This window comes from Bhargavaea sp. GQ12, from assembly GCF_059758705.1.
The window spans coordinates 32,383-56,780 of sequence record NZ_JCAXEU010000012.1 but is presented as its reverse complement, the minus strand read 5'-3'; the positions used below and the strand labels follow the sequence as shown (position 1 = coordinate 56,780).

18 protein-coding genes and 2 riboswitches are annotated in these 24,398 nt (G+C 53.2%); of the genes, 13 read left to right on the top strand and 5 right to left on the bottom strand.

What is annotated here, in order from left to right; genetic code table 11:
- Positions 1-90 precede the first annotated feature (90 nt).
- A complete protein-coding gene (locus tag AC6CHQ_RS11565; protein ID WP_285859052.1) occupies positions 91-546 on the top strand; it encodes a cupin domain-containing protein in 456 nt (151 codons plus the stop codon).
- Positions 547-627: 81 nt separating this feature from the next.
- Here the strand turns inward: AC6CHQ_RS11565 and AC6CHQ_RS11560 are convergent, their stop codons facing one another.
- The gene (locus AC6CHQ_RS11560; RefSeq protein ID WP_251239944.1) at positions 628-1,662 is read right to left on the bottom strand and encodes a multicopper oxidase domain-containing protein; all 1,035 of its coding nucleotides are present in this window, start codon (positions 1,660-1,662) and stop codon (positions 628-630) included.
- A gap of 583 nt (positions 1,663-2,245) precedes the next feature.
- On the opposite strand from AC6CHQ_RS11560, the gene ahpC reads away from it, so the two are divergent.
- The 11 genes from ahpC to gltS all read left to right on the top strand — a co-directional run bounded on the left by ahpC (position 2,246) and on the right by gltS (position 17,833).
- On the top strand, positions 2,246-2,815 hold the full coding sequence (gene ahpC, locus AC6CHQ_RS11555; RefSeq protein WP_092056068.1) for an alkyl hydroperoxide reductase subunit C: 570 nt from the start codon (positions 2,246-2,248) through the stop codon (positions 2,813-2,815).
- An 11-nt stretch (positions 2,816-2,826) separates the two neighbouring features.
- Complete coding sequence (ahpF, locus tag AC6CHQ_RS11550) at positions 2,827-4,377, top strand: alkyl hydroperoxide reductase subunit F (RefSeq protein WP_092056065.1); 1,551 nt, start codon at positions 2,827-2,829, stop codon at positions 4,375-4,377.
- A gap of 301 nt (positions 4,378-4,678) precedes the next feature.
- Positions 4,679-7,132 carry a DUF2339 domain-containing protein gene (locus tag AC6CHQ_RS11545; RefSeq protein WP_498081596.1) on the top strand — a complete coding sequence of 818 codons (2,454 nt, stop codon included), beginning with the start codon at positions 4,679-4,681 and terminating at the stop codon, positions 7,130-7,132.
- Positions 7,133-7,430: 298 nt separating this feature from the next.
- Positions 7,431-8,132 carry an SDR family oxidoreductase gene (locus tag AC6CHQ_RS11540; protein ID WP_498081595.1) on the top strand — a complete coding sequence of 234 codons (702 nt, stop codon included), beginning with the start codon at positions 7,431-7,433 and terminating at the stop codon, positions 8,130-8,132.
- Positions 8,133-8,270: 138 nt separating this feature from the next.
- Positions 8,271-8,786 carry a hypothetical protein gene (locus tag AC6CHQ_RS11535; RefSeq protein ID WP_251239941.1) on the top strand — a complete coding sequence of 172 codons (516 nt, stop codon included), beginning with the start codon at positions 8,271-8,273 and terminating at the stop codon, positions 8,784-8,786.
- Between the two features lie 23 nt (positions 8,787-8,809).
- Positions 8,810-9,790, top strand: coding sequence for an MBL fold metallo-hydrolase (locus AC6CHQ_RS11530; RefSeq protein WP_424237797.1), 981 nt, complete (start codon positions 8,810-8,812; stop codon positions 9,788-9,790).
- A gap of 295 nt (positions 9,791-10,085) precedes the next feature.
- On the top strand, positions 10,086-11,738 hold the full coding sequence (locus AC6CHQ_RS11525) for a catalase (protein ID WP_092055095.1): 1,653 nt from the start codon (positions 10,086-10,088) through the stop codon (positions 11,736-11,738).
- 171 nt (positions 11,739-11,909) lie between these two features.
- Positions 11,910-12,014: riboswitch (SAM riboswitch) on the top strand.
- A gap of 164 nt (positions 12,015-12,178) precedes the next feature.
- The gene (locus AC6CHQ_RS11520) at positions 12,179-13,555 is read left to right on the top strand and encodes an LLM class flavin-dependent oxidoreductase (protein WP_424237796.1); all 1,377 of its coding nucleotides are present in this window, start codon (positions 12,179-12,181) and stop codon (positions 13,553-13,555) included.
- 21 nt (positions 13,556-13,576) lie between these two features.
- Positions 13,577-15,079, top strand: coding sequence for a sodium:solute symporter family protein (locus tag AC6CHQ_RS11515; protein WP_498081594.1), 1,503 nt, complete (start codon positions 13,577-13,579; stop codon positions 15,077-15,079).
- A gap of 209 nt (positions 15,080-15,288) precedes the next feature.
- Positions 15,289-15,393, top strand: a riboswitch (SAM riboswitch).
- A gap of 133 nt (positions 15,394-15,526) precedes the next feature.
- The gene (locus AC6CHQ_RS11510; RefSeq protein WP_251239937.1) at positions 15,527-16,195 is read left to right on the top strand and encodes a carboxymuconolactone decarboxylase family protein; all 669 of its coding nucleotides are present in this window, start codon (positions 15,527-15,529) and stop codon (positions 16,193-16,195) included.
- 450 nt (positions 16,196-16,645) lie between these two features.
- Complete coding sequence (gene gltS / locus AC6CHQ_RS11505; protein WP_251239936.1) at positions 16,646-17,833, top strand: sodium/glutamate symporter; 1,188 nt, start codon at positions 16,646-16,648, stop codon at positions 17,831-17,833.
- A gap of 65 nt (positions 17,834-17,898) precedes the next feature.
- Here the strand turns inward: gltS and AC6CHQ_RS11500 are convergent, their stop codons facing one another.
- Positions 17,899-18,966 (bottom strand): LLM class flavin-dependent oxidoreductase, encoded by a 1,068-nt coding sequence (locus AC6CHQ_RS11500; RefSeq protein WP_498081593.1) that lies wholly within the window; start codon positions 18,964-18,966, stop codon positions 17,899-17,901.
- A gap of 283 nt (positions 18,967-19,249) precedes the next feature.
- Between AC6CHQ_RS11500 and AC6CHQ_RS11495 the strand changes: the two genes are divergently transcribed.
- The gene (locus tag AC6CHQ_RS11495) at positions 19,250-19,873 is read left to right on the top strand and encodes a hypothetical protein (protein WP_498081592.1); all 624 of its coding nucleotides are present in this window, start codon (positions 19,250-19,252) and stop codon (positions 19,871-19,873) included.
- A 2-nt stretch (positions 19,874-19,875) separates the two neighbouring features.
- On the opposite strand, the gene AC6CHQ_RS11490 is transcribed toward AC6CHQ_RS11495, so the two are convergent.
- From AC6CHQ_RS11490 to AC6CHQ_RS11480, 3 genes are all read right to left on the bottom strand, one after another.
- Positions 19,876-21,804, bottom strand: coding sequence for a GTP-binding protein (locus tag AC6CHQ_RS11490; protein WP_251239932.1), 1,929 nt, complete (start codon positions 21,802-21,804; stop codon positions 19,876-19,878).
- Between the two features lie 52 nt (positions 21,805-21,856).
- Positions 21,857-22,936 carry a DUF871 domain-containing protein gene (locus tag AC6CHQ_RS11485; protein ID WP_251239931.1) on the bottom strand — a complete coding sequence of 360 codons (1,080 nt, stop codon included), beginning with the start codon at positions 22,934-22,936 and terminating at the stop codon, positions 21,857-21,859.
- A 92-nt stretch (positions 22,937-23,028) separates the two neighbouring features.
- A complete protein-coding gene (locus tag AC6CHQ_RS11480) occupies positions 23,029-24,393 on the bottom strand; it encodes a PTS transporter subunit EIIC (RefSeq protein WP_498081591.1) in 1,365 nt (454 codons plus the stop codon).
- Between the last annotated feature and the right edge of the window lie 5 nt (positions 24,394-24,398).

Below are 24,398 nucleotides of genomic sequence, written 5' to 3'. Positions count from 1 at the left end.
GTTTTTGGGCATGAGGAAAAGTTATTCCAATCGATGGCAATCCAAACATTAGTATTGGTCTGTTTCAGTTGATGTAAAGAAGTGAATACTATGGGTGTAGAAGTAGACAAGGAGGAGAAGCGGATGACCATCGATTTCAAAGACCATGGAAACGAACCGTATGTATTCAATATCGAAGACGCGACGATGAAAAATGAGAATTTCCGTACGACGATCTGGACAGGGGAAAAGCTCCAGGTGACTCTGATGACGATACCGCCTGGCGACGATATCGGATTGGAAGTCCACAAGGGGATCGATCAGTTCCTCCGCGTCGAGAGCGGCAAGGGGCTCTGCCAGATGGGACCTTCAGAGGATAACCTGAACTTCGAGAAGGAAGTCAATGCGGAAGATGTCATCCTTGTTCCGGCTGATACCTGGCATAATGTGAGGACCCTTGGAGAAGAGCCGCTGAAGATTTATTCCATTTATGCAGGTCCTGACCACAAGCCCGGCACTGTTCACAAAACACATGAAGACGCGGAAAATGACCCCGATGAGCAATAAAGGAAAAGCGCCAACATTGAAAGTCGGCACGCTTAAAGCGGCAGTGTCCTTTTGGGACAGCAGCCGCTTTTTAGTTTGAAGTTATTCGGTCACTTCGATGTAGCCGACAGCCCCCATCGTTGCATGGTCAAATTGATGGGTGACCATCGAGTAGGTGCCTGCCTCGGTCACAGTAAACTCAACAACTGCACCGCCGCTTGCCGGCAGCATGACAGTCTGCATGCCGTCCAGAACATTTTTCGGGTTGCCGTCCAGATAGACTGTATCAAAAAGTGTACCGGTTACATGGAAGGAACTGATTTCATTCGGCCCGACATTGTTAAGATAAAACCTGATCTTTTCACCGACTTTTGCCTGCAGCGGCGAGTCTTTTAGGCTGTAGGTGGTTCCGTTCGTGTTGATGTCGCCTTCGTTCAGGGCTTTGGCGGAGAAGACCACCTGGTTCGGCTCTCCAAAAGTCATGTCATCCAAGTCGTTGTAGTTGTACCATTCGTTCTGGATGATGACGAATTCCCGGTCTACCTCCTGATCTGTCGGATAACCGTCCTTGGGCTTCACGATGATCGTCCCGTGCATCCCGTTGGCGATATGGGACAGGACAGGAGGGGTGCCGCAATGATACATGAAAACTCCCGGGTTGTTCGCCGGATAAGTGAACGTTCCTTCTTCATTGGGCAGGACGTCGGTGAACTTTTCCGAAGGAGCGGCGTGCACAGCGTGGAAGTCCATGCTGTGCGGTACTGCCGGATCCATGTTCTTCAGGGTGAAATTGATAACGTCGCCTTCGTTGACCACGACGACCGGCCCCGGTGCTTCGCCGTTGAAATTCCAGGTTTTGTACATCAGACCTTTATCGATTTCAATGTCGGTCACCTGGGCCGTCATTTCCACGTGAACTTCGCTTGGTCCGGTACGTTCTACCCGGAGCGGAATCGGTTCTTGATTTACTTGGGCATGGGGCGCAAAAACGTCAGTTCCTTTAATCGTTTCAACCGTTGCCTGGCTATTTTCGGATGCGGCTTCTGTGTTTTTTCCTTCGGCAAGATCGGACTGTGCACAGGCACTGAGCAACAACAGGGCGGCCAAACTGATAGGAAATAGCTTTTTCAGGTTCATGTTTGACACCTCTTTGGTTGTTTAGGGAAGCTGACAACTTAAGCGCCGCTCCTTCAACTCCTCCTTTCTGATGGTGATCACCGATTTATATATAGGAAGAAGATCTGGTTAAGTTATTGGCTTCCGTTTATGTTACATCTTGATTATACAATCTGTATCATAGAAATGGAGACGCCTGTATCTATCTATTTTAAACTGACAACTCTTTTAGGTCTTTGTGTGAACATTCTCTTTTAAACATTCTTGATTCCAAATATTGTTTTATAATGAAGAGGTATGCTGATCTTCTGTTGAAAAAATATTGTGTATATTGAGAATATTAAGCGGTTAAATCACACTTCAGAGATGATAATTGCCGCACACGCGAGAGGCAAGAATTCCTGTATTTAAAGAATACCCCGGTGATCCCCGACATTTCGAACAATTCGTGTCAATCTGAACAACGGCCGCTTATCGGTTGACTATAGGCGAGATTCATATAATAATGAGTATGTGATTAGAATTATTATAGTTAAGTAGATAGAGATGGTTTTCCGCCACTGTCGAACAACTATAAAATACATACAAACAGGAGGAATTTTTAATGTCTCTTATCGGTAAAACAATCGAACCATTCAAAGCGAACGCGTACAACGCAGGCACAGGCGAATTCATCGAGGTGACTGACGAAAGCATGAAAGGCAAATGGGGCATCGTCTGCTTCTACCCAGCCGACTTCACATTCGTCTGCCCGACTGAGCTCAGCGACCTGCAGAAAGAATACGCGACACTGAAAGACCTCGGCGTAGAAGTTTACTCTGTGTCGACAGACACTCACTTCACGCACAAGGCATGGCACGACCACTCCGAAGCGATCAGCACACTGGAATATGTCATGATCGGTGACCCTTCCCAGAAAATCACACGCAGCTTCGACGTTCTCGACGAAGAAGAGGGCCTTGCACAGCGCGGCACATTCATCATCGACCCGGATGGTGTTGTACAGGCAGCTGAAATCAACGCTGACGGCATCGGCCGTGACGCAAGCACGCTCGTGAACAAGATCAAAGCGGCTCAGTACGTCCGCAACAACCCAGGCGAAGTCTGCCCTGCAAAATGGCAGGAAGGCGAAGAAACATTGAAGCCAAGCCTTGACCTCGTAGGCAAAATTTAAGGAGAGATCACATGGCACTCGATGCACAGATCAAGCAGCAACTTGCACAGTATCTCGAACTGATGGAGGGCGATGTTGTCCTTAAGGTCAGTGCGGGATCTGATAAAGCATCCCAGGAAATGACGGCTCTGACCGATGAACTGGCAGCCATGTCGTCCCGCATCAAAGTGGAACAGGCTGAGCTGGAAAGAACGCCAAGCTTCAGTGTGAGCCGCCCGGGCGAAGAAACCGGCATCGTCTTTGCCGGCACGCCGCTCGGCCACGAATTCACTTCTCTCGTCCTTGCACTTCTTCAGGTAAGCGGACGTGCACCGAAAGTGGATGAGAAAGTGATCAAGCAAGTGAAGAACATCAAAGATGAACTTCATTTTGTTTCCTACATCAGCCTGACTTGCCAGAACTGCCCTGAAGTGGTGCAGGCACTCAACACGATGAGTGTCCTGAACCCGAACATCACACACTCGATGGTTGACGGTGCGGTGTTCAAGGAAGAAGTTGAAAGCAAGAACATCATGGCTGTACCGACCGTTTACCTGAACGGCGAGCCGTTCACGAACGGACGCAAGACAATCGAAGAAATCCTCGCAGAACTCGGAAGCACCGCAGACGCTTCCGAATTCGAAGACAAAGAGCCGTTTGACGTTCTCGTTGTCGGCGGGGGCCCGGCTGGCGCGAGCGCGGCAATTTATGCCGCGCGCAAGGGAATTCGTACAGGAGTTGTCGCCGAGCGTTTCGGCGGACAGATTCTGGATACGGCAGCGATCGAAAACTTCATCAGCGTAAAGCACACTGAAGGGCCGAAGCTCGCAGCGAGCCTCGAAGAGCACGTTAAAGAGTACAACGTAGACGTGATGAACCTTCAGCGCGCGAAGCGCCTTGAGAAAAAGGACTTTGTCGAGATCGAGCTGGAAAACGGCGCGGTACTCAAGAGCAAGTCTGTGATCATCGCGACAGGCGCCCGCTGGCGCAACATCGGTGTCCCGGGCGAAGCGGAATTCCGCAACAAGGGCGTGGCTTACTGCCCGCACTGTGACGGTCCGCTGTTTGCAGGCAAGGACGTTGCGGTTGTCGGCGGCGGCAACTCCGGTATCGAGGCGGCGATCGATCTCGCGGGCATCACGAACCATGTGACGGTCCTCGAATTCGGTTCCGAGCTGAAGGCAGATTCCGTTCTTCAGGAGCGCCTGTACAGCTTGCCGAACGTTACTGTTGTGAAAAACGCCCAGACGACGGAAATCACCGGTACTGACAAAGTAAACGGCATTTCTTATATCGACCGTGAATCCGGCGAGGAAAAGCATGTTGAACTGTCGGGCGTCTTCGTCCAGATCGGCCTCGTGCCGAACACGGACTGGCTCGGCGACTCGGTGGAACGCAATAAGTTCGGCGAAATCGTGGTCGACAAGCGCGGCGCGACGAATGTGCCTGGCGTGTTCGCAGCGGGAGACTGCTCGGACAGCGCGTATAAGCAGATCATCATCTCGATGGGTGCGGGTGCGACGGCATCGTTGAGCGCATTCGACTATCTGGTCCGCAGCCAGGTTGAAACAGTAAACGCATAATCACTGGGAGCAGGTTCATTGTGAACCTGCTCTTTTTTTGTCTGCAGAAACGGTTGTTACCTGTATTCTCGTTGTCTCTGCCTGTACTCTCAGGGACGTTGCTTGTACATTCGTTATCTCTACTTGTACCTCGTGATCGTCGCCTGTACTCTCGCTGACCGCATTGCACCCTGTTCTTCGATTTCCCCCTACCGGAGCGGCAGGAAATTCGATAGAGTGAGAGAAGATGGCCGGCGGTGAAACCATTTCACTGCCGATGCGTATTAGTTAGAACACCACAGTTGAAAAGGGGGTGTCCCTCGTGAGTGAAGAAATGAAAGAGCTGCTGAAGCGCCTCGCCGCTATGGAAGAGGAGATGCGGGCGATGCGGCAGGATCTCATATCGCTGAAATCCGGGGAGAAACGGGTAGAACAGCCGGACCGCCATGAACCGGGAGAACCTGAGACGATGGAGCCGGAAGAACTGTCCGCTCCTAAACCGGAGAATGTGCCGGAAAGTCCGTCTGAGCCGGATTTCCTACGAGAGAAATCAGCCCTGTCAGAGGAGCCATCGTCGGAGGATGAACAGGCGGTCATGGAATCCGAAGAGCAGCGTGAGGAAACCGGTGAAGCCCGGACGCCGTCCCTGTCTGAAATGATGGCGAGTATTGGGCTGGGCGGTCCAAAAGAATCAGGAGAGGAACCGCCGGAGCCTAAGCAAAAAGAAGAAGAACGGGAACTGCCCGAAGAGGCCGGCCAGCCCGGAATGGCGGAACCGGATGGAACGCCGGATGACCAGAGAAGCATGCAGCCGCCCGGCTCATATGGCTGGCTGCGCCAGCCCGGCGAAGAAAAGCGGGTACAGCCAGGGAAAAAAGATACTCCTCCTCCGGCTCCGAAGCCGGTTTTCAAGGAACAGAAACCGTTCGACTTCGAGCAGCAGTTTGCGGTCTGGTTGCCGAGGGTGTTCATGGTCATCCTGCTGCTTGGCGTACTGTGGGGTCTTAAGGTCAGCTTTGACATGGGTTGGATCACCGAAGGGGTCAGGGTGGTTCTCGGCTACCTCGGATCCGTCCTGCTCGGGTATCTGGGCTACCGGTCCGTCCGGAATGCCCGGCGCGGATTCGGCCTTACACTCTGGGGCGGGACGATCGTCCTCGGGATCCTGACGACGTTTGCTGCAAATCAGCTTTACGGCTATCTGCCGCTTGTCCCGGCATTTTTGATCGGCATTGCCTATATTGCCGCGGGTATCTATGCATCGGTACGGACAAAGTCGGAGACGCTCACCGTGTTTACGGCGATTGCAGGCTTCCTTCTGCCGTTCCTTCTGGAAGGGGAAGGGGCGTCCGCGCTCATGTTCTGCGCGTATGTCCTGATTTTGTTCCTGTCGCTGTTCTACGTGTCGATCAGAAGCCGTCACCGCGTGACGTTCTATGCGCTGTTCCTTCTGTTTAACGTGACACTGTTCCTGTATCTTGTGCTGGACGGAATACGGGGCGGGCATGAGAATCTCATTGCGGCTACCGCACTTATCCAGCATCTGGCGCTTCTTTTCTTTTACCTGAAAGGCAGTATTCCGAGATTCATCTTCACGGAAGTGCTGCTGTATGTGAACTTCGTGTTCGGCATCATGTGGATCCAACTGTTCGACGAGCCTACACTGCAGGCCGCATACGGTGTGCTGGCAGTTCTGTATGCTGCACTGGCTGTGTATGCCTCCATGTTGAAAGATCCGCCTCTGCAGGACATCTTGTCGACGTTGGCAGTGGCGGCAACCGCCGCCTTCATCCTCAGCTTCCGCATGGATGAGCCGGCGATGAAGCTGATGCTGCTGTTCGTTGTCGGAGCGGCCGGCATTTGGGCCGGGCTCCGTTCGGGTGCGATGCGGACGCTTGCCGTGTCGGGCGGGCTTTATGCACTTGGTGCATTGTCCACGGTGTCGTTTGGCTGGTTCCAAGAGATTTTCTCCGCAGAACACGCCGTATGGCTCATGTTCATCGGCACACTTGCGCTTGTCTATGCTGCGTTTTATCAATACCGGCCCGCATGGATCAAGACTTCACAGGTCGATGCCGCGCTGATTGCCGGTCAGATTGTTGTCCTGATCTACCTGTTCCGTCTGTCTGGTGTTCTCCTTCGGGATGTGGATCTGCCAATAGGACCGGAGTGGCATCTGAGGATTGGCCTCATCGGCCTCTTGGCATTCGGCAGCTTCTTCCTTCAACGGTCGGCTCATGGCCGGTATGTGGCCGAAGCCGGGGTGATTGAGTTTCTTGTACTCGGTGCCGTCCTCATGTTTATGCCGATGACCGGCTGGCGGGGCGGCGGCTACTGGCTCAGCTTCGTGGTCAGCCTGCTGTTCGCGGCCGGGATGACTTACCTGTTCGTAAAAGTGATACGGGGACAGCTTGCCTCAAAATTCCGGATGGGTGTTCCGGTGATTGCGTTCCTGCTTCAGTTCTACTATTTCTTCCTGTTGAACAAGTTGCTCTTCTCGGGCGTCAGAGAGTTTGGCTGGCAACAAGAGACGGTTCTTTTCGTCCACACCTTCCTTCTTTTCCTGTTCGCGTTCGTGTCAATCACGGCCGGCAGGAAGATGGGCTGGAAAGCGGTGCGGAACGCCGGCTTCATTATTCTCGTTGTCAGCTTCCTGAAGCTGTTCATCATCGACCTGGCCTCGGTCTCTGTCGTCATCCGCGCGATTCTCTTTACAGCGGTCGGTGCAGCCGGCCTCATCTATTCGAGGACGCTGCAGAAAGAAGACGGGGAATAAGGGAAAGCCTCAGCTTCCGGTTAACGCCGGAAGCTTTTTTTATTTTCAGAAGTGGTTTCGTCATTCACTCCTATAATCTCGTCATTCGACCGCCCGGTTTCGTCATTCAACAGGATAATCTCGTCATTCGACCGTCTCGCCTGGGCGAATGACGGAATTAAGGCCACGAATGACGAAATTGGAGCCCGGAATGACGAAATCAGGGCCATGAATGACGAAACCGGCCAAATCTCAATTTCCTTCCCCTGTCTAATAACAGCGTCCCCGGGTATAGGATGGAAGAACAGGAGGCGGTAGAATGGAAAACCTGCAAGGCAAAACAGCGATCGTGACAGGCGCGAGCAGTGGCATCGGAAAGGCCATAGCCCGGCGGCTCGCCAAAGAGGGGATGAATGTAGTCCTTGCGGCAAGGAGCACAGAAAAGCTGACGGACGTGGAAGAGGTGATCAACAGCAGCGGGAGCGGCGAGGCCATCGCAGTACCGACCGACATGGCGGACAAGACGAGTGTCGGAGAACTTGTCCGAAAGGCGCAAGAGGCATACGGTTCCGTCGATATCCTTGTCAACAATGCCGGGCAGATGCTCGCCGGAACGGTGCGCTCGGGAAAGACAGAGGAATGGGACAGCATGATCGATGTGAACATCAAGGGTGTGCTATATGGCGCAAACGCAGTTTTGCCGGGAATGATCAGCCGGGGAGCCGGCCACATTCTGAACATCGACTCCGTCTCGGGCCACGAAGTGACCAAGACAAGCACCGTCTATAGTGCGACGAAGTTCGCCGTACGGGCGGTTTCGATGGGTCTTGAGAAGGAACTGGCCCGCACCGGTGTCCGTGTGACCAATATTTCACCGGGGATGGTCGACACTCCGCTGATGGGCTCTAGAAGCGTCGACAGAAAAATTCTTGATCCGGAAAACATTGCGGATGCCATCGTCTACGCCCTCACCCAACCTGCCCATGTCAATGTAAACGAAATCACGATCAGGCCGGTCTGACCAGTATATCCGGTACCCGTATGGCTCTCTTTAAGCTGATGCCAAGCGGGTCCTTTCTTTTCATAGAAAAGAAGGTTCAGAATTATTGAACTGTTGGAAGACTTTACGTAAGATTGATGATAAAAGGAGGCGGCCTGAATGTCAGACCCTACAATTTTTGAAAACCTCAAGGTCGCGTTTGAAAATCACCTATATAACTTGGACAACCTGGAAAAAAGGATTCTGATTACGGGTCGTTCTGATGTTATGAATCTGGCCGATCTGTCCCGCACGCTCATCATCCGTTTTGTGCGTACTGATCGTCCGGATATCCCAGTCGAAGTGGAGCTGTCGGCATCCGCCAGGGACCTGGCAGGCGAGATACTGGAAGTTTCGGGAGAAGAGCCCGGTGTGACACTAAGTGTCCGGTTCTATAAACCGATCACGGACGCCGCTAAACAGTGCGAAAGCATCGGAGCCTTGCTTGCGGATCTGTGGGAGCGTGACATCCGGCTTACGCAGACTCTGAGCTTCGACTATCCCAAGGGGGATGCGGGATGGACGAACCGGGTGGAGGCTGTGTTCAATACCCGCCTGGATGAGGATCACATGGGGGCCATCGGCGGATTTGCCGAATCGGTGATCGAGGCGGCGGGAAGGATCGCCGCTATTTAGTGAGAGGGGAAGGAAGTGGGGATATGGCAGAAGCCATCAGACAACAGACATATACCATTTATCCGGTTATTCAGCCGGCGGACTATCCGACGCTGAAGACCATCAATTTCTTCCTTATCCGAAGGGAAGACGGGCTTGTCCTGATTGATGCGGGTGTGGATACAGATGACTGCATGGACAGGCTTCGGGACACTCTAAAACAGGCGGGCGCAGAAATCGGTGACCTGGATGCCATTCTCCTGACGCACCACCATGAGGACCATGCCGGGCTCGTGCCGAGAATCCTTGAGGAAAAAGATATCCCGGTCTATGCGCATCGTGACGCGGTTCCGAGGCTGAGGCTCGATAAGGAGTTCCTTGAAATGCGCCTTGCTTTTTTCCGGCGGCTCTACCGTGAGATGGGCGGCGGTGAGATGGGGACAGGGCGCTTCGCCCGTCTTGAGCAAACGATACGGGAAGCTCCGAAGTATGCACTTAAGGCTGAAATCGTTGAAATCGGAGAAGGGGATCGTGTTTTCGGTTTTGAGGTGATTGAGACGCCGGGCCACTCTCCTGACAGCATCACATTCCTGGATGCGGAGGGCCGGGCGGCATTTACGGGGGATGTGCTGATTGACGGCTCTTCCGTCAATGCCATCATCGACCCGGCAGCGAACGGAAGCCGGCTCCCGTCGGTCAGCCAGCAGCGCCGTTCTCTCGAAAGACTGGCCCGGCTGGATGCCGATGTCCTTTATACAGGACATCACGGTTCTATCCGCAATCACAGGGAACTTGTACGGGACCGCATTTCCAGAATGGATAAGAAGTGTGAGAAGCTGATCAGTCTCATCGGAAGCGGCATCTCGGTCCCTGCGCAAATCACAGAAGCCTATTACGGCAAGCTGTACAACACACAGTTCCCGCTTGTCATGTCTGAGATTATCGGACATCTCGACTATCTCGAAGAACAGGGGAAAGTGGAGAAGGCGATGGAAGACGGAGTGTGGCACTATCATCCTGCTTGACAAATATGGAAAAATCACTCTCATTTAGATTGGATGATTCTCATTCTTGAATTCGAGATTGAACTTCATTAATAAATATGAGATGAGATGAATAAGACTGTCCTCATAGGGGAAAATAAAAAATTGATACTCAAATCATTTGCAAGTCGGCTGCGGCTTGATTATACTTGATTTGAAGTTGTTTAGAATAATTCTATTTAGAAAGTGATTCTAAACAAACCAGCCCTTCCTACTTTAAAAACATTCTGAAAACAGGTAGTATAAGGGTATAGACGATCTCAAGGAGGTTTTCATGTTGGCGGAAGACAAAAAGATGAATGGTTCAAACGAGCAGGTCGATCGCGAGGCGCTGACGACTCGCCAGGGACATCCCGTAATCGACAACCAGAACATCAAAACACTCGGCAACCGCGGTCCTGCGATGATGGAGAACTATCACTTCATCGAGAAGATGTCGCACTTTGACCGGGAAGAGGTACCGGAGCGTGTCGTGCACGCACGCGGTACGGGTGCATTCGGTTACTTTGAGACATACGGCAAAGTCGGTGACGAGCCGGCCGAGAAGTACACACGCGCAAAGGTATTCCAGGATGCCGGCAAGAAGACACCGGTACTTGTCCGCTTCTCCACGGTTGCCGGATCGAAGGATGCTCCTGAAACTGACCGTGACCCGCGCGGCTTCGCGGTGAAGTTCTACACAGAAGACGGCAACTGGGACCTTGTCGGTAACAACCTGAAAATCTTCTTTATCCGTGACGCGATGAAATTCCCTGACATGATCCACGCCTTCAAGGCGGACCCTGCGTCGAACGTTCCGGACCCGCGCCGCATGTTCGACTTCGTCTCCCGTTCGCCTGAAGCGACACATATGATCACATTCCTGTTCTCCCCATGGGGCCGTCCTGCAACCTACCGCCACATGCAGGGATCGGGCGTCAACACATACAAGTGGGTCAACGACAAGGGCGAAGCGGTCCTCGTCAAATACCACTGGGAGCCGAAACAGGGCATCCGCAACCTGACGACAAAAGACGCAATGGAGATCCAGGGCAAGAACGTCGCCCACATGACTCAGGATCTCTACGAAGCGATCGAGCGCGGCGAGTATCCGGAGTGGGAACTCTATGTCCAGATCATGGAGGACGGCTATCATCCGGAACTCGATTTCGATCCGCTGGATGATACGAAACTGTGGCCGGAGGATAAGTTCCCTTGGCTGCCGGTCGGCAAGATGGTCCTCAATGAGAACCCGACGGACTTCCATTCACAGATTGAGCAGGCGGCATTCGGTACGGGAGTGCTCGTCGACGGAATGGACTTTTCCGACGACAAGATGCTCCAAGGCCGGACATTCTCCTACTCCGATACACAGCGTTACCGTGTCGGCGCGAACTACCTCCAACTACCGGTCAACGCGCCAAAAGCGAAAGTCCGCACGAACCAGCACCGCGGCCAGATGAGCATGCGCACACCGGAAGAAGCAGGAGGCAATCCGCACATCAACTACGAGCCGTCCATGGTCGGCGGCCTGCAGGAAGCGGACAAATCCGAGCGCACGCCTCACAACCCTGAATACAGCGGCAAGGTCATGAGTGAGCAGATCGACCGTCCGAACAACTACGGACAGGCCGGCGAAACTTACCGCGCATTCGAAGAGTGGGAGCGCGAAGAACTCATCTCCAACCTGTCTGATGTGCTATCGATCTGTGACAAGCGCATCCAGGATGCAATGGTCCATCACTTCACACAGGCTGATGAAGACTATGGCCGCCGCGTGAAGGAAGGCATCGAGGCGAAGATGAAGGAAATTGAAGCAAAAGGCGATGATGACCGCCTTCCTGGCCAGGAAGCAGGCGTCAAGTCGAAATACGGCGAAGGCGGCACAAACGCCCAAAACGAAGCTGTTGACGAAGCCGTTGAAAAAGGCCGCGAAACAGACGGTTACTAATTACTAAAACTCCGGTCATCATAGGCTGTCCAACTTCTGATGACTCTTGATGGGAACGATGCATGCCACGTCGCATGCATCGTTCTTTTTTACCATTTTGAGTATTCAGTGTTGACTGACTTATTCAATATCTATATCATGGAGTCAACCTTACTAACTGAATAGAAGTTTTCCTTATCTAGAGACGGGGGAGGAATCTGGTCCTACGATCCCGCAGCAACCGTTACGATGTAACAAGGTGCTCATTCCAGCAAGCGTATGCTTGAAAGATGAGGGTGGAATAGATGAATTTGCCTCTTCCCCCTCCGGGAAGAGGTTTTTTTGCTTGTCCGGGATGTGCTTTGGGGCTTGCGGTATGAGAGCTAAGGCAACCCGACAACCATTATTCCGACTTTTTATATGGAGATAGTTAGTTAAGGACCTGAAAGGGGAGACGATTCATGGGGAAGAAAAAGCAGATTCATTTAAATGGTTTTGTACAAAATTCACCGTCACCGCACTCGACCGGCCTTTGGAAGCATGAAAAAGACGAAGGGATTAACCATAACGGGCTGGATTTCTGGACAGAAACCGCAAAAGTATTGGAGCGGGGGAAATTCGATGCTGTCTTTATCGCGGATGTGCTTGGAACCTATTCGGTTTATGGCAGCAGCCATGAAGCGGCCGTCCGCCATGCTGTACAGTTGCCTGCGCACGACCCGTTATTGATCATCTCCGCCATGGCACAGGTGACAGAACATATCGGATTTGCACCGACTGTCTCTACGACTTATGCCCAGCCTTATGCATTGGCGCGCCAGCTCTCGACATTGGATCATGTGACAGAAGGCCGGCTCGGATGGAATGTAGTCACTTCCTATCTGGAAAGTGAAGCGGTCAATCTCGGGTTGTCCGGACGACTCCCGAAAAGTCAGCGCTACGACCGTGCGGACGAATTCCTCGAAGTGGTGTATAAGCTTTGGGAACACAGCTGGGAAGACGACGCAGTAGTTTATGACAAAGAAGGGGATACATTTGCAGACCCGTCAAAAGTCCATCCAATCCGGCACCATGGGGAATTCTTTGATGTTCCGGGTATCCATTTGACCGAGCCGTCTCCTCAGCGGACACCGGTTCTGTTCCAGGCAGGGGCCTCACCGCGGGGACGCGATTTTGCGGCCAAGCATGCGGAAGCAGTATTCACAAAGGGCCATTCCCTGCAGGCGCAGCAGGCCTATTCCGCTGATTTGCGTAAACGCGCCGCTGCACACGGCAGAAGTCCCGAAGACATCCGGATCTTCCCGATGATCCTTCCGATTGTAGGCTCCACGGAGGAAGAGGCGCTCTCCAAATACGAGGACCTGAAAAATCATGTGAGCTATGAAGGGACAGCGGCACTTCTTTCCGGCCATACAGGAATCGATTTCTCGAAATATGATCCCGATCAGTACATCGAGGACATCGAAACGGATGCCGTGCAGGGAAATCTGGACATGTATACGAAAGACCCGAACAAGAAATGGACTTTGCGGGAAGCCGTGCTCAACCATGGACTTGGCAACGGGACAGCGAAATTCATTGGGACCCCAGAGCAGATAGCGGACCATATCGAGGAATGGGCAACAGTAGGTGATGTGGACGGCTTCAATATCGCACAAAGTTATTCACTCGAGACATTCCGTGAGTTTGTGGATCATGTCGTTCCGGAGCTGCAGAAGCGGGGAATCTACCGGACTGAATATGAGGGAAAGACATTGCGGGAAAACCTATTCGGCACAGGCTCTGCGCGTCTGCCTGAAAGCCACCCGGCAAAACAACTTTCGTCATTGGTGAAGTAAAACGGAAAAGAAGGGAATGCCATGAACACTGTCACACTATTTACCTGGATCGGGTTTGCCGCTTTTCTGGCAATCATGCTCGTTCTTGGCTATATCGGCACAAAGAAAACAAAGAACATCCGGGACTTCGCAATAGGCGGGGGACGCCTGGGGCCCGTTGTGCTGGGTCTCTCTTTCGCTGCCACTTACCTCAGCGCTGCGACTTTCCTCGGTTATCCGGGCTGGTCACATGAGTGGGGGCTCACGAATCTCTGGCTCATGCTTGCGATGATTGGAGGGGGAGCTATAGGAGTTCTGATGGTCGCGAAGAAAATCCGTAAACTGAATGAAGAGCAGAAGTCTCTCTCATTGCCGGATTGGCTTGGGGACTATTATAATAGCGACCTTTTGCGTGTGGGAACCGGCCTCATTCTGCTTTTTAACATCTTTTATATTGCCGCCCAGTTTGTAGCCGGAGCAAGGATTTTTGAGTATTTATTGGGGATGGACTATCGTACCGGCCTGATCCTCATCACCGTCATCGTGGTGGTGTATGTTTTCGGCGGCGGAGCGTTTGCGGATATCTATACAGATGCCGTTCAAGTGATTCTGATGGCGATTGCAGGAATTGTGATCTTCATATCCGGAATCGTAATCTTCTGGAGGGACGGCATCGCGGCCACATTTTCCGGGATCACCGACAACCTGGCGGCACAGGATCCCAATCTCGTGACTGTTTTTAACCCTGATTCGGCTCACTTCTATTCGATCGGTGCAGTGATCGGCGCAATCTGCATCCAGTGGGCCTTTGCGTCCGCACCTCACTTATTCAATAAAGTTTTGGGCATCAAGAGCGAAAAAGACCTGGGTAAAATGATTCTGACCTATGTCATCGTGGCTTCGCTTAGCGTATTGGTTCTCTTTGGAGGACTCTATAGCAGGGTGGCGCTGGGATCCGGGGACGTCGTTGCGGATCTGGCTTTGATGGAATATGTGGCCTGGGCATTCCCAGCTGCTGTTGTTGCATTATTCGGTGTCGTGATTCTGGCTGCGGCCATGTCAACAACGGACGGGCTGTTCGTCTCGATTTCCACTGTTTTTGCCAATGACATTTTCCTGAAATTCCTGGTCAGAAAAGGCTATGTCAGAGTCGACGAAGAAAAGGCGGAGAAAATCGCGCTTCGGATCAGCAGGCTGACCGTTCCTGTTGTGGGAATCATCGCCCTTCTGATTGTGATGAAACCGCCTGCTTACATGGGAGATATTATGTGGATCGGCATTTCCGGAGTCGCAGCCGGAACATTGGGCCCCATTTTATATGCAGTGTATGGGAGAAAGAAGGCTTCCGCCAGAGCAGCAGAGGCATCAATGATCATCGGACTCCTTGCCTACCTGATCCTCTACTTCAGCGGCATCATCCCAAGCACGATGACGGCCGGTGCAGTGGCGACCGGGATCGGTATTTTGACCATGTTTGTATTGGCAAATGTTCTGGAATCAAAACAGGAAGAAGTCCTGATTCCAGAGGCGGAACAGGGGCGCTAAGGGGGCTTGACCATGTTTGTGAATGAGATGCTGACTGTCTGGCTTTACGGATTTATCATTATTTATGCCATTGTCGGATTTGCATTGTGGAAGTGGTACTTCAGCAAATAGAGAAATTGCTGAATTCATAAATGATTGAAGATTTCATGTTGACAGACGATATGGGGTCCGATATGCTTAGGATAATCTTACTAATTGAATAGACTTTGACCTTATCAAGAGCCGGGGGAGGAAACTGGTCCGCAGATCCCGCAGCAACCGTTACGTTGTAACAAGGTGCTCACTCCAGCAAGCGCAAGCTTGAAAGATGAGGAAGGCCGCTTACATACTGCCTCTTCCTCATCGGGAAGGGGCTTTTTGGATGACTGGACTTTCTTCGGCTCTAACAAAACAATCTATTCCGACTCAACCGATAAGTAAGAAAAAGATGAAAAGGGGAGTTTTGAGATGACTGCTACAACTAAAACAGACAGCCTGTACAAAAAGGAATACTTCGGAAGAATTTTCGAACTGAAAAAATACGCGCCTGAAGCGTTTGAAACGTTCTTCAAGTTCAATGACCAGGCACTGGCCGAAGGAAAGCTGTCCGTAAAATTGAAGGAACTGATCGCCGTGGCGGTTGCCCATATCACAGGCTGCCCTTACTGCATCGATCTGCATATCGGAAATGCCAAGAAAAACGACTCCTCCAAAGAGGAAGTTGCTGAAGCGATCTTTGTCGCGACTGCACTCAAAGCCGGATCGGCACTTGCTCATGGGGTAAACGGATTGAACGCATACGACGGCAAAGGTGACGGGGAGTTTTACAAAGCGTCTTACTTTAACCGTCTGCCGGAGTTCGCAGAACTGGATGAAGAGGCATTCAAAACGTTCGTGAAGTTCGATGGTGCGGCTCTCAAGGCCGGCAAACTGAGCGTGAAGGAAAAGGAACTGATCGCTGTGGCTTCAGCACACACGACAGGATGCGCTTACTGCATCGATCTCCATACGAAAAATGCCAAGAAAGCCGGCGCCAGCCTGGAAGAGCTCTCGGAAGCAATTTTCGTGGCGGTTGCGCTCAAGGCCGGTTCTGCAATCGCGCATAGCGTGAACGCCCTCAATGCATACGACAACTAAAATAAACATCTGTTTTTTTGCAGACGATTCCGCGCCCTTTAATTAGGGATGCGGAATCGTCTCTTTTTCTTTCCGGTCTTTGAAAATATTGGCGGATTTACTTTTTGGAATAGTGCGTATTTAAGTTTTAGTGTTGTAAAAAGTCTGCAAAACTGATTATACTTTAAAACAGTGTATCACTGAAGTGAGCGATCCTCTTATGATTACGAAAGCGATTCCATGAATTTTCGGACATACAGGATAGGAATGTTTTCATGCTTGGCAAGTGTTCATCGGGTAAACAAGGGGTAAAACAAGGATACGTGCAAACGTATTCAGCCATATTTGAAAACGCTATTACCGTTGCGGTTTTCTGGACCGTTTCACGGTCCGTAGGGGGAATCCGAATCAATCGGACACGGGCCGGGTCCGGAAGCCGCGAACTATTTTTTTTTGGAAAGGTGACAGAATATGATTGAAATTAACCAGATTACCACGCTGTTCCTGGCAGTGGCCCTCTACCTGCTGGGAATGGCCCTCGTTAATCGCATCGGCATCCTTGACCGGTTCCTGATTCCGGCACCTGTTGTCGGAGGCCTGATTTTCGCCATCCTCGCCTTTATTCTCCAAACGACGGGCGTCGTTGAAATTGCATTGGATACTTCCCTGCAGTCGCTCTTCATGGTCGCATTCTTTACGACGGTTGGGCTTGGAGCCAGCATGAAACTAATTAAACTGGGCGGGAAGCTCCTGATCATCTACCTGATTTTCTGTGGAATCCTCATCTTCATGCAGAATGTCATCGGTGTCTCGCTATCCAAAGTGTTCGGCATCGATCCGCTCCTTGGAGTCATGAGCGGGGCGGTATCAATGAGCGGCGGCCACGGTGGCGCAGCTGCTTACGGGCAGACGATCCAAGAGCTTGGCATTGATTCGGCTGTCACGATCGGGATGGCAGCAGCCACGCTCGGCCTGATTTCCGGGAGCTTGTCCGGTGGGCCTGTCGCTAGATTCCTCATCAGAAAGTACGATCTGAAACCGACTGAAGGAAAAGTTGAAGCGTACGTTGAAGAGGCGGAAAAGCCTGTCACTGAACGCTCGTTCATGATTCAGATTGCGTTGATCACCCTGTCGATGGCAGGCGGAACGTACATCGGGGAAATTTTCTCGGAGGCAACCGGCTTTGTCTTGCCGGCCTATATCGGCGCGATGTTCGTTGCCGTTATCGTTCGGAACCTGGTGGACCGTACGCTCCCAGGCACGGTCAACATGAAAGAGATCAACCTCATCGGTGAAATTTCCCTGGCGATCTTCCTGTCGATGGCTCTGATGAGCATTAAGATCTGGGAAGTTGTCGGCCTGGCGCTTCCACTGGTTGGTATTATATTGGTTCAAGTAGCATTTATTATTCTATTTGCGGTCTTCGTTGTCTTCCGCTTCCTCGGCAAGGATTACGATGCTGCGGTCATGGTTTCCGGGATGCTGGGCCATGGGCTCGGGGCTACGCCGAACGCAATGGCGAATATGGGCGCGACGGTCAACAAGTATGGCCCATCCCGTACGGCGTTCCTCGTCGTACCGATCGTCGGCGGTTTTCTGCAAGACGTTATATTCGGCGCTCCGATCATCATCACGACCATCAATATGTTCGCGCCGTGATAAGAACACTATAGATAAAAGCGAAAGCCTTCCGTTCGTCAGACGAACCGGAAGGCTTTCTTTTTTTATTCTTCATCTGCTATTGTGTACTTTTTTACTGCCGGCATGATTTCTGTTGCGATCAGCTCGATGTTTTTCGCAATCTTATCAAACGGCACCCCGCCAAAATCAATTTGCGCGATAAAGCGCTGATGGCCGAAAAGTTCGTACTGATAGAGGATCTTTTCGATGATCTGCTGCGGGCTGCCGATCATGAGGGCATCTTGGTGGTCGACAGCCTGCTGGAACTGCTGCTTCGGATAGCCTCCGCCACGGATCGCCATGAAGCCGTAGTGCAGATGAGGGTAGTACTCGCGAAGTGCATCCTGGCTGGTTTCAGCCGTGTAGAACAGGCTTGTCGTGCCTATCGGGAGGCGGTTCGGGTCATGGCCGCTCCGCCGGGCGGCTTCCCGATAGGCATCGACGGATACAGTGAAGTTCATCGCCGGCCCGCCGAGTGTCGCCAGCATCATGGGGACGCCTGCATATCCGGCTTTGATCGCGCTCGCCGGAGGCCCTCCGACTGCGCGCCAGATCGGAAGCTGTCCGTCCTTTGGCTGCGGATAGATTTCCGCGTTCCTGAGGGGTGGCCGGAATTCGCCTTGCCAGCTGACGGGATCCTTCGCCGTGTTCAGCTTTAGCAAAAGGTCCAGCTTTTCTTCGAACAGCGCTTCGTAATCGTTCAGGTCATAGCCGAGTAGGTCGAACGCGCCGGTTCTGGAACCGCGGCCCGCAACGATTTCTGCCCGTCCGCCGGAAATCAGATCGATTGTTGCGAAGTCTTCAAAGGCACGTACCGGCTCCCAGACGCTCAGCACGGTCGAAGAACTGGCGATCTTAATCCGTTTTGTTGCCTGCGCAATCGCGCCGAGGATGACGGTGTGCGCCTGTGTCGTAAAGTGCCGCTGATGGCTTTCGCCGACCGAGAACACATCCAGGCCGGCTTCGTCAGCCAGTTTGGCGGCGTCAATGATTTCCCGGATGCGCTGCTCCGCGCTGATCTTCTCACCGTTGTGCGGATTCATCATATGATCACCGAGTGAATAGAGGCCAATCTCCATCCCTTTTGACCGGTCGATTTTGTAACGTTCCATGCGGGTGGCTCCTTTCCTGTTTAATGTCAGTCTACTTCCGGAATCAGGGCCGGGCAAACGGTTTGACTTGTTTAAACAGAAAGTTTGTTCATTAAAGGGAAAACCGGCAATGACTAAACTAGATTGCTTTTTTAGGAGGAGACAGACATGAAAGAATGTCAGAGGCAGCCATTTGCCAAGGACGTGCCCGGCAAGGACCGGCTGAAGCTTGCTGCAGCTGCGATGGGCGAACGCTAAACTTCATGTGACAAAGAAAAGTGAGCCTCTTGCGGCGGATGAGCGGGTGGACGAACAGCTGGTGAAGGAAATCATCTCGGTCTGGCCGGCTACTCCGAAAGCTCCGGCAGAGACGGTGGTGAAGTTCTACGGCCAGCCGAACGAGGCGACAGTCAACCGTCTGACCTGGTACTACAACGGTCCGTGGAAGCGCACCGTCGTCTTTAAAGAAGAAATTCCGCATGATTTCCCCGAGCCGCATGTCGATTGCCTGGAGCAGACGATCAACTACCATGTTCCGGCGGACAAGGTCGGCCCGATCGGCCAGCTGGAGGGCAGCCTCGTGGTCGACCGGACTAAGGGTGAGGTGTCGGTCCACTGTGATAATGAAGGGGCCAATACCCTGTCCATGATGCATGAGGTGGTTACGGGCAAGCGTACGTCTCAGGAAGCACGGAATTTCATCAAACATGAAATCGTGGAGTACGTGATGAATAGGCCTGCCCCGTACTGCGAAGCATTTCAGTTCGAGCTGCCGGAGGGCAGCAAGTGGGATACCGACAAGACAGTTGTCCAGGATAAGCTGCTTAAGGAAGCGGTAGACAAAGTGAAAAAGCTTGGACAAGTAAGCAAGCGTGAAAGCCGCCCGGCAGAAAAGTCTGCCGGGCGGCTTATTGCGGGTAAGCAATAAAACTATAAAAGGTGCATCGCCGCTTCCGCCTCATGCCAGGGGACGGTATAGCCCTTGCCCTTTGCGCAGAAGATTGAAGAAGAGGTATAGTCGGGGTCGGCATCTTTGTCATAGCCGATCCGTTCCGCCACTTCTTCAGGGTTGTGGCATTCTTCATAGCCGCCGGGACGAAGGGAAATGGAGCCTTTGCCGCTGGTAAAGGAAGAGAATTCAGCAGGATAGCCCATGAATGTGGAGACGGGTACACGTGCGCTGATGCGTACGGCGTCTCCATCAGTCTCGGGATCTCCGAACTGTCCGTGTGCTTTCTGGATGTCGTTCAGCACCCGTCCCATCAGTCCGGTCGCCACTTTGATCTTCACATCGTATACGGGCTCCAGCAAGACATTGTCCGCCTTTTCCAGACCCTGACGCAGGGCGCGGAGCGATGCTTCCCTGAAGTCCCCGCCGGATGTGTGCTCATTGTGCGCCCTTCCGGTGATCAGTGTGATCTGCAGATCGGTCAGCGGGGAGCCGGTGAGCAGGCCATGGTGCGGCTTTTCGGTCAGCACCTGGCCGACGAGGTTCTGATAGCCCGGGGCAAGCTCGTTCGGGTGGCAGTTGCTCTTGAATGTTATGCCCGCACCCCGTTCGGACGGAGCGATATCCAGATGCACTTCCGCATAATGGCGGAGCGGTTCGAAGTGTCCGTAGCCGGTGACGGCCGAGCGCACCGTTTCCTTATAGAGGATCGATGGCTCTCCAAAGGTGATGTCCACTCCGAACCGTTCCCGGATCACTTCCGTAAGCACGTCCAACTGGATCAGCCCCATGACATGCACCCGGATCTCGCTGGAATGTTCATCCCAGGTGACGGAGAGGGAAGGGTCTTCTGCATCCAGTAGCATGAAATGGGCAAGCATGTCTTTCGGGTGAATGGATTTATCAAAACGGACTGCAGTAGACAGGGAAGGGGTGAGTGAAAAGGTTGTTCGTCCTTTTTCCGCCCCTAGGGGATCTCCGGCCACGATGCCGGAAAGCCCCATGACCGCCACCAGTTCGCCGGGGCCGGCCGTGTCCCGGACGGTGTACTTGTGTCCGCTGTATTTCCGGATCTGTGTGACTTTTTGGGGTTGACCCGCGATCTGGATTTCATCCCGGACCGATAGTTGTCCGCCCGTCAGTTTCAGGAAGGTGACTCGTTGTCCGCCATCGTCATGGCGGATCTTGTATACGCGGGCTGCAAAAGGGCCTTCCGCATCAGGCAGGGTCCCGCCTGAAAGCCGGTCCAGCCATCCGAAGAATTCGATTACGCCGATGTCTTTCAGGGCTGAACCGCTTCCCGCAGGGAAAATCCGCCCTGCATCCGTCATGCGGCGCATTGCCTGAATCCACACTTCCTCATCAAAGCCTACCTCGAGATAATGCTCCAGAAGTGTTTCATCCCGTTCCGCCATCCACTCAATGACATCAGGGGTCAGCCCGTCATCCAGGAGCACCACATTTTCCGACAGGGACTTCCGGATCTCGGTCAAGGCTGTTTCCCGTTCGGCGCCTTCCCGGTCGGTCTTGTTGATGAAAATGTATGTCGGGACGCGGTGCTTCCGGAGCAGTTCCCAGACCGTTTCGGTATGGCCCTCAACGCCGTCGGCCGCGCTGACCACAAGAATCGCCGCGTCCATCACCCGGATGGCCCGTTCCATCTCCGGTGAGAAGTCGGCGTGCCCGGGGGTGTCTATCAGCGTGTATTCGGTCCCGTTATAGCGGAACACCGCCTGGTCGGCGAACACGGTGATGCCCCGGCTTTTCTCGATGGCATGGCTATCGAGAAAAGCATCCTTGTGGTCGACGCGTCCTCGGCTCCGGATGGCTTCCGTATGATAAAGCAATTGTTCGGAGAATGTTGTTTTTCCGGCATCCACATGGGCAAGGATCCCGATTGTCTTGAACATATCCATTCCTTCTTCCTGGCCGGATTATGCTCAATAGTATAGCAGAATCGGCTCAGGCCTGTGGGACGCCTTCCATGAGGATGCGGAATGCATCTCCGCCTTTGATGTGCCGGAGCACAGGCCGGTCGTCTTCAATGATCCGGCCGATGACATTCACTTTTTCGTCCTCAGGCAGATCACGTTTGGTAATCTGCAGCTCTCCTTGATAGCGTCCATACAGGGAATTGTCGATGGTCACTGAGCCGAAGGGACGCTCCGACGTATTGGCGGGTTTGACCGGTCGATCTCCGGCATTGCCGTACATGCGGGACTCCGCGGAGCGGATCACGTCACGCGCCGCATCCTGCCGGTTTGTATGGTCCGTACCGGGCAGCGCGGCCTGTGCATCGGGAAAAGCCGGCACGGCGCGGAGGAGGAAGGTGCCATTGGCATGACAGCTGAACTGTTCAAGCGAGCGTTCACTCATTGATGGATCACCGATATAGATATGGTCCACACATCCGCTATATAGAAGGTCGAGATAGGCGGAGAAGGAAGTTCGCTCCCTATGGGCTTCAAGTGTCGGAAGCCCCTTGTATAGAGGGCCGCGGCGGTCGCCGTCTCCGGGAACGAAAGCCATGACTTTCAGGCCTTCGCTCTGCAGCCAGCGGTTCCGCTCGGTGAAATCGTTCATCCCCAGACCGGTTTCGGGCCTCGGATAAAAATTATGCCACGCCTCAGCCGCAGAAAGCCGGAGGCCGCATTCCTTCAGTCTTTGGATGGTTTCCCCGGTGAGCGTACTGGCGTTCAGTGCGACCGTCATCCGGTGGGACAGGGCTGCCGTTTCTTCCTCGCTGATTCCGTAGTCGACGCGGAGACCGGTGACCCCCCAATCAAGCAGGCGGTCGGCCGTCTTGAAGGTGAGTCCGAGATGTCCGAGTGAAGCCGGGGAGATGTCCGCAGTCAGCTCCATCTCGTTAGTTGCGGCGAGCGTGCCGAGCGCCCGGAGGCGATCGGCGTATTGTCCGGGGTCGTCCTCGGGGATATGAAGAGAAGTGAAGATGCCGCGGAAACCGGCGGCCCTCATCTTCCGGATATAGGCTTCCAAGCTTTCGTCAGATGCTTGATTCAGGTAAACAGAAATCCCCAGCATGGTCAGCTTCCTTTCTTAGGTAGATGCAAATGCAGAAAAGCAGGGGAGAAGCCCGCATTGCAGCCAGCGGTTTTCTCCTCCTGCTCAGTTAATCAGAAGCCTTCGTCCATTTCCTTCTTGAATCCGAAGAAATAAGTGAAAATGAATCCGGCTGTATAGGTGACGACGAGTCCGATGAAATACAACAGGTATTTGTTCTCCGCAATCAGCGGAATCAGTGAAAGCCCGGATACTCCGATGCCGCCCGCTGCCGTATCCATGATCGCCTGATAGGCACCGCCGACGGCAGCCCCCATGCAGGCGGTAATGAACGGCCGGCCGAGCGGGAGCGTCACCCCGTACAGCAGCGGTTCCCCGATGCCGAGGAGGCCTGCCGGGAGACCGCCCTTGATGACGTTCTTCAGGCGCTGGTTCCGGGATTTGACGAAGATGGCGATTGATGCGCCGACCTGTCCGGCCCCGGCCATTGCCAGGATCGGCAGGAGGGACGTCGCGCCAACGGAGTTGATCAGTTCCATATGGATCGGTGTCAGTCCGTGGTGAAGCCCCACCATGACAAGCGGCAGGAAGAATCCGGCCAGGAGACCGCCGGCAACCGGGCCGCCGACTTCCAGTACGGCATGGATGCCGGTTGTGATCCCGTCAGACAAGACGCCCGCGACGGGCATGACCGCAACAATAGTCAGGATTCCGACCGTCAGGACTGTGAGCAGTGGAGTGACAATGATGTCGACCGCATTCGGAATGAATCTTCTATAAAAGCGTTCAAACACAACCATCAGCCAGGCTGCAAACATGGCGCCGAACAGCCCGCCGCGACCCGGAAGCAAGTTTTCGCCGAACAGAACGATATCTGCCAAGCCCGGATGAATTGTGATGATTCCGGCAATGGCCCCAAGGACCGGAGTTCCCCCGAACTCTTTCGCAGTGTTCCAGCCGACGACGATTGCCAGGTAGCCGAAGATGCTTCCTCCGAGGAGAGTAAGGATCTGAATCCATGTCTCCGTTTCATCCACTCCGGCGTTTTTGGCAAATCCGGCGATTCCGTTGATGATTCCGGAAGCAACAAGACCAGGAATGAGCGGGATGAAGATGCTTCCGATCTTCCTCAGCAGATTTTTGACAGGTGTGTTGTTTTTCTTCTTGAGCTCGGACTTTTTCAGGCTCACGGCGTCATCTTCGTTGGCATCTACGGTTTCACCCATCCGCTTGCCGGTCATTTTTGTGATCTGGTCGGACACCTTGTTTACTGTGCCCGGGCCGACGACGATCTGAAGTGTTTCGTCCTCGATGACCCCCATGACCCCGTCCGTGTTTTTCAGTGCCTGAATATCAGCTTTGCTTTCGTCTTTCAGGTCCAGACGGACACGGGTCATACAGTGGGTGAAGGAACGGATGTTGTCCCCGCCGCCGATATGGTCCAGAATCCCCCTTGCGAGCTTTTCTTCTTTTTTCATCATTT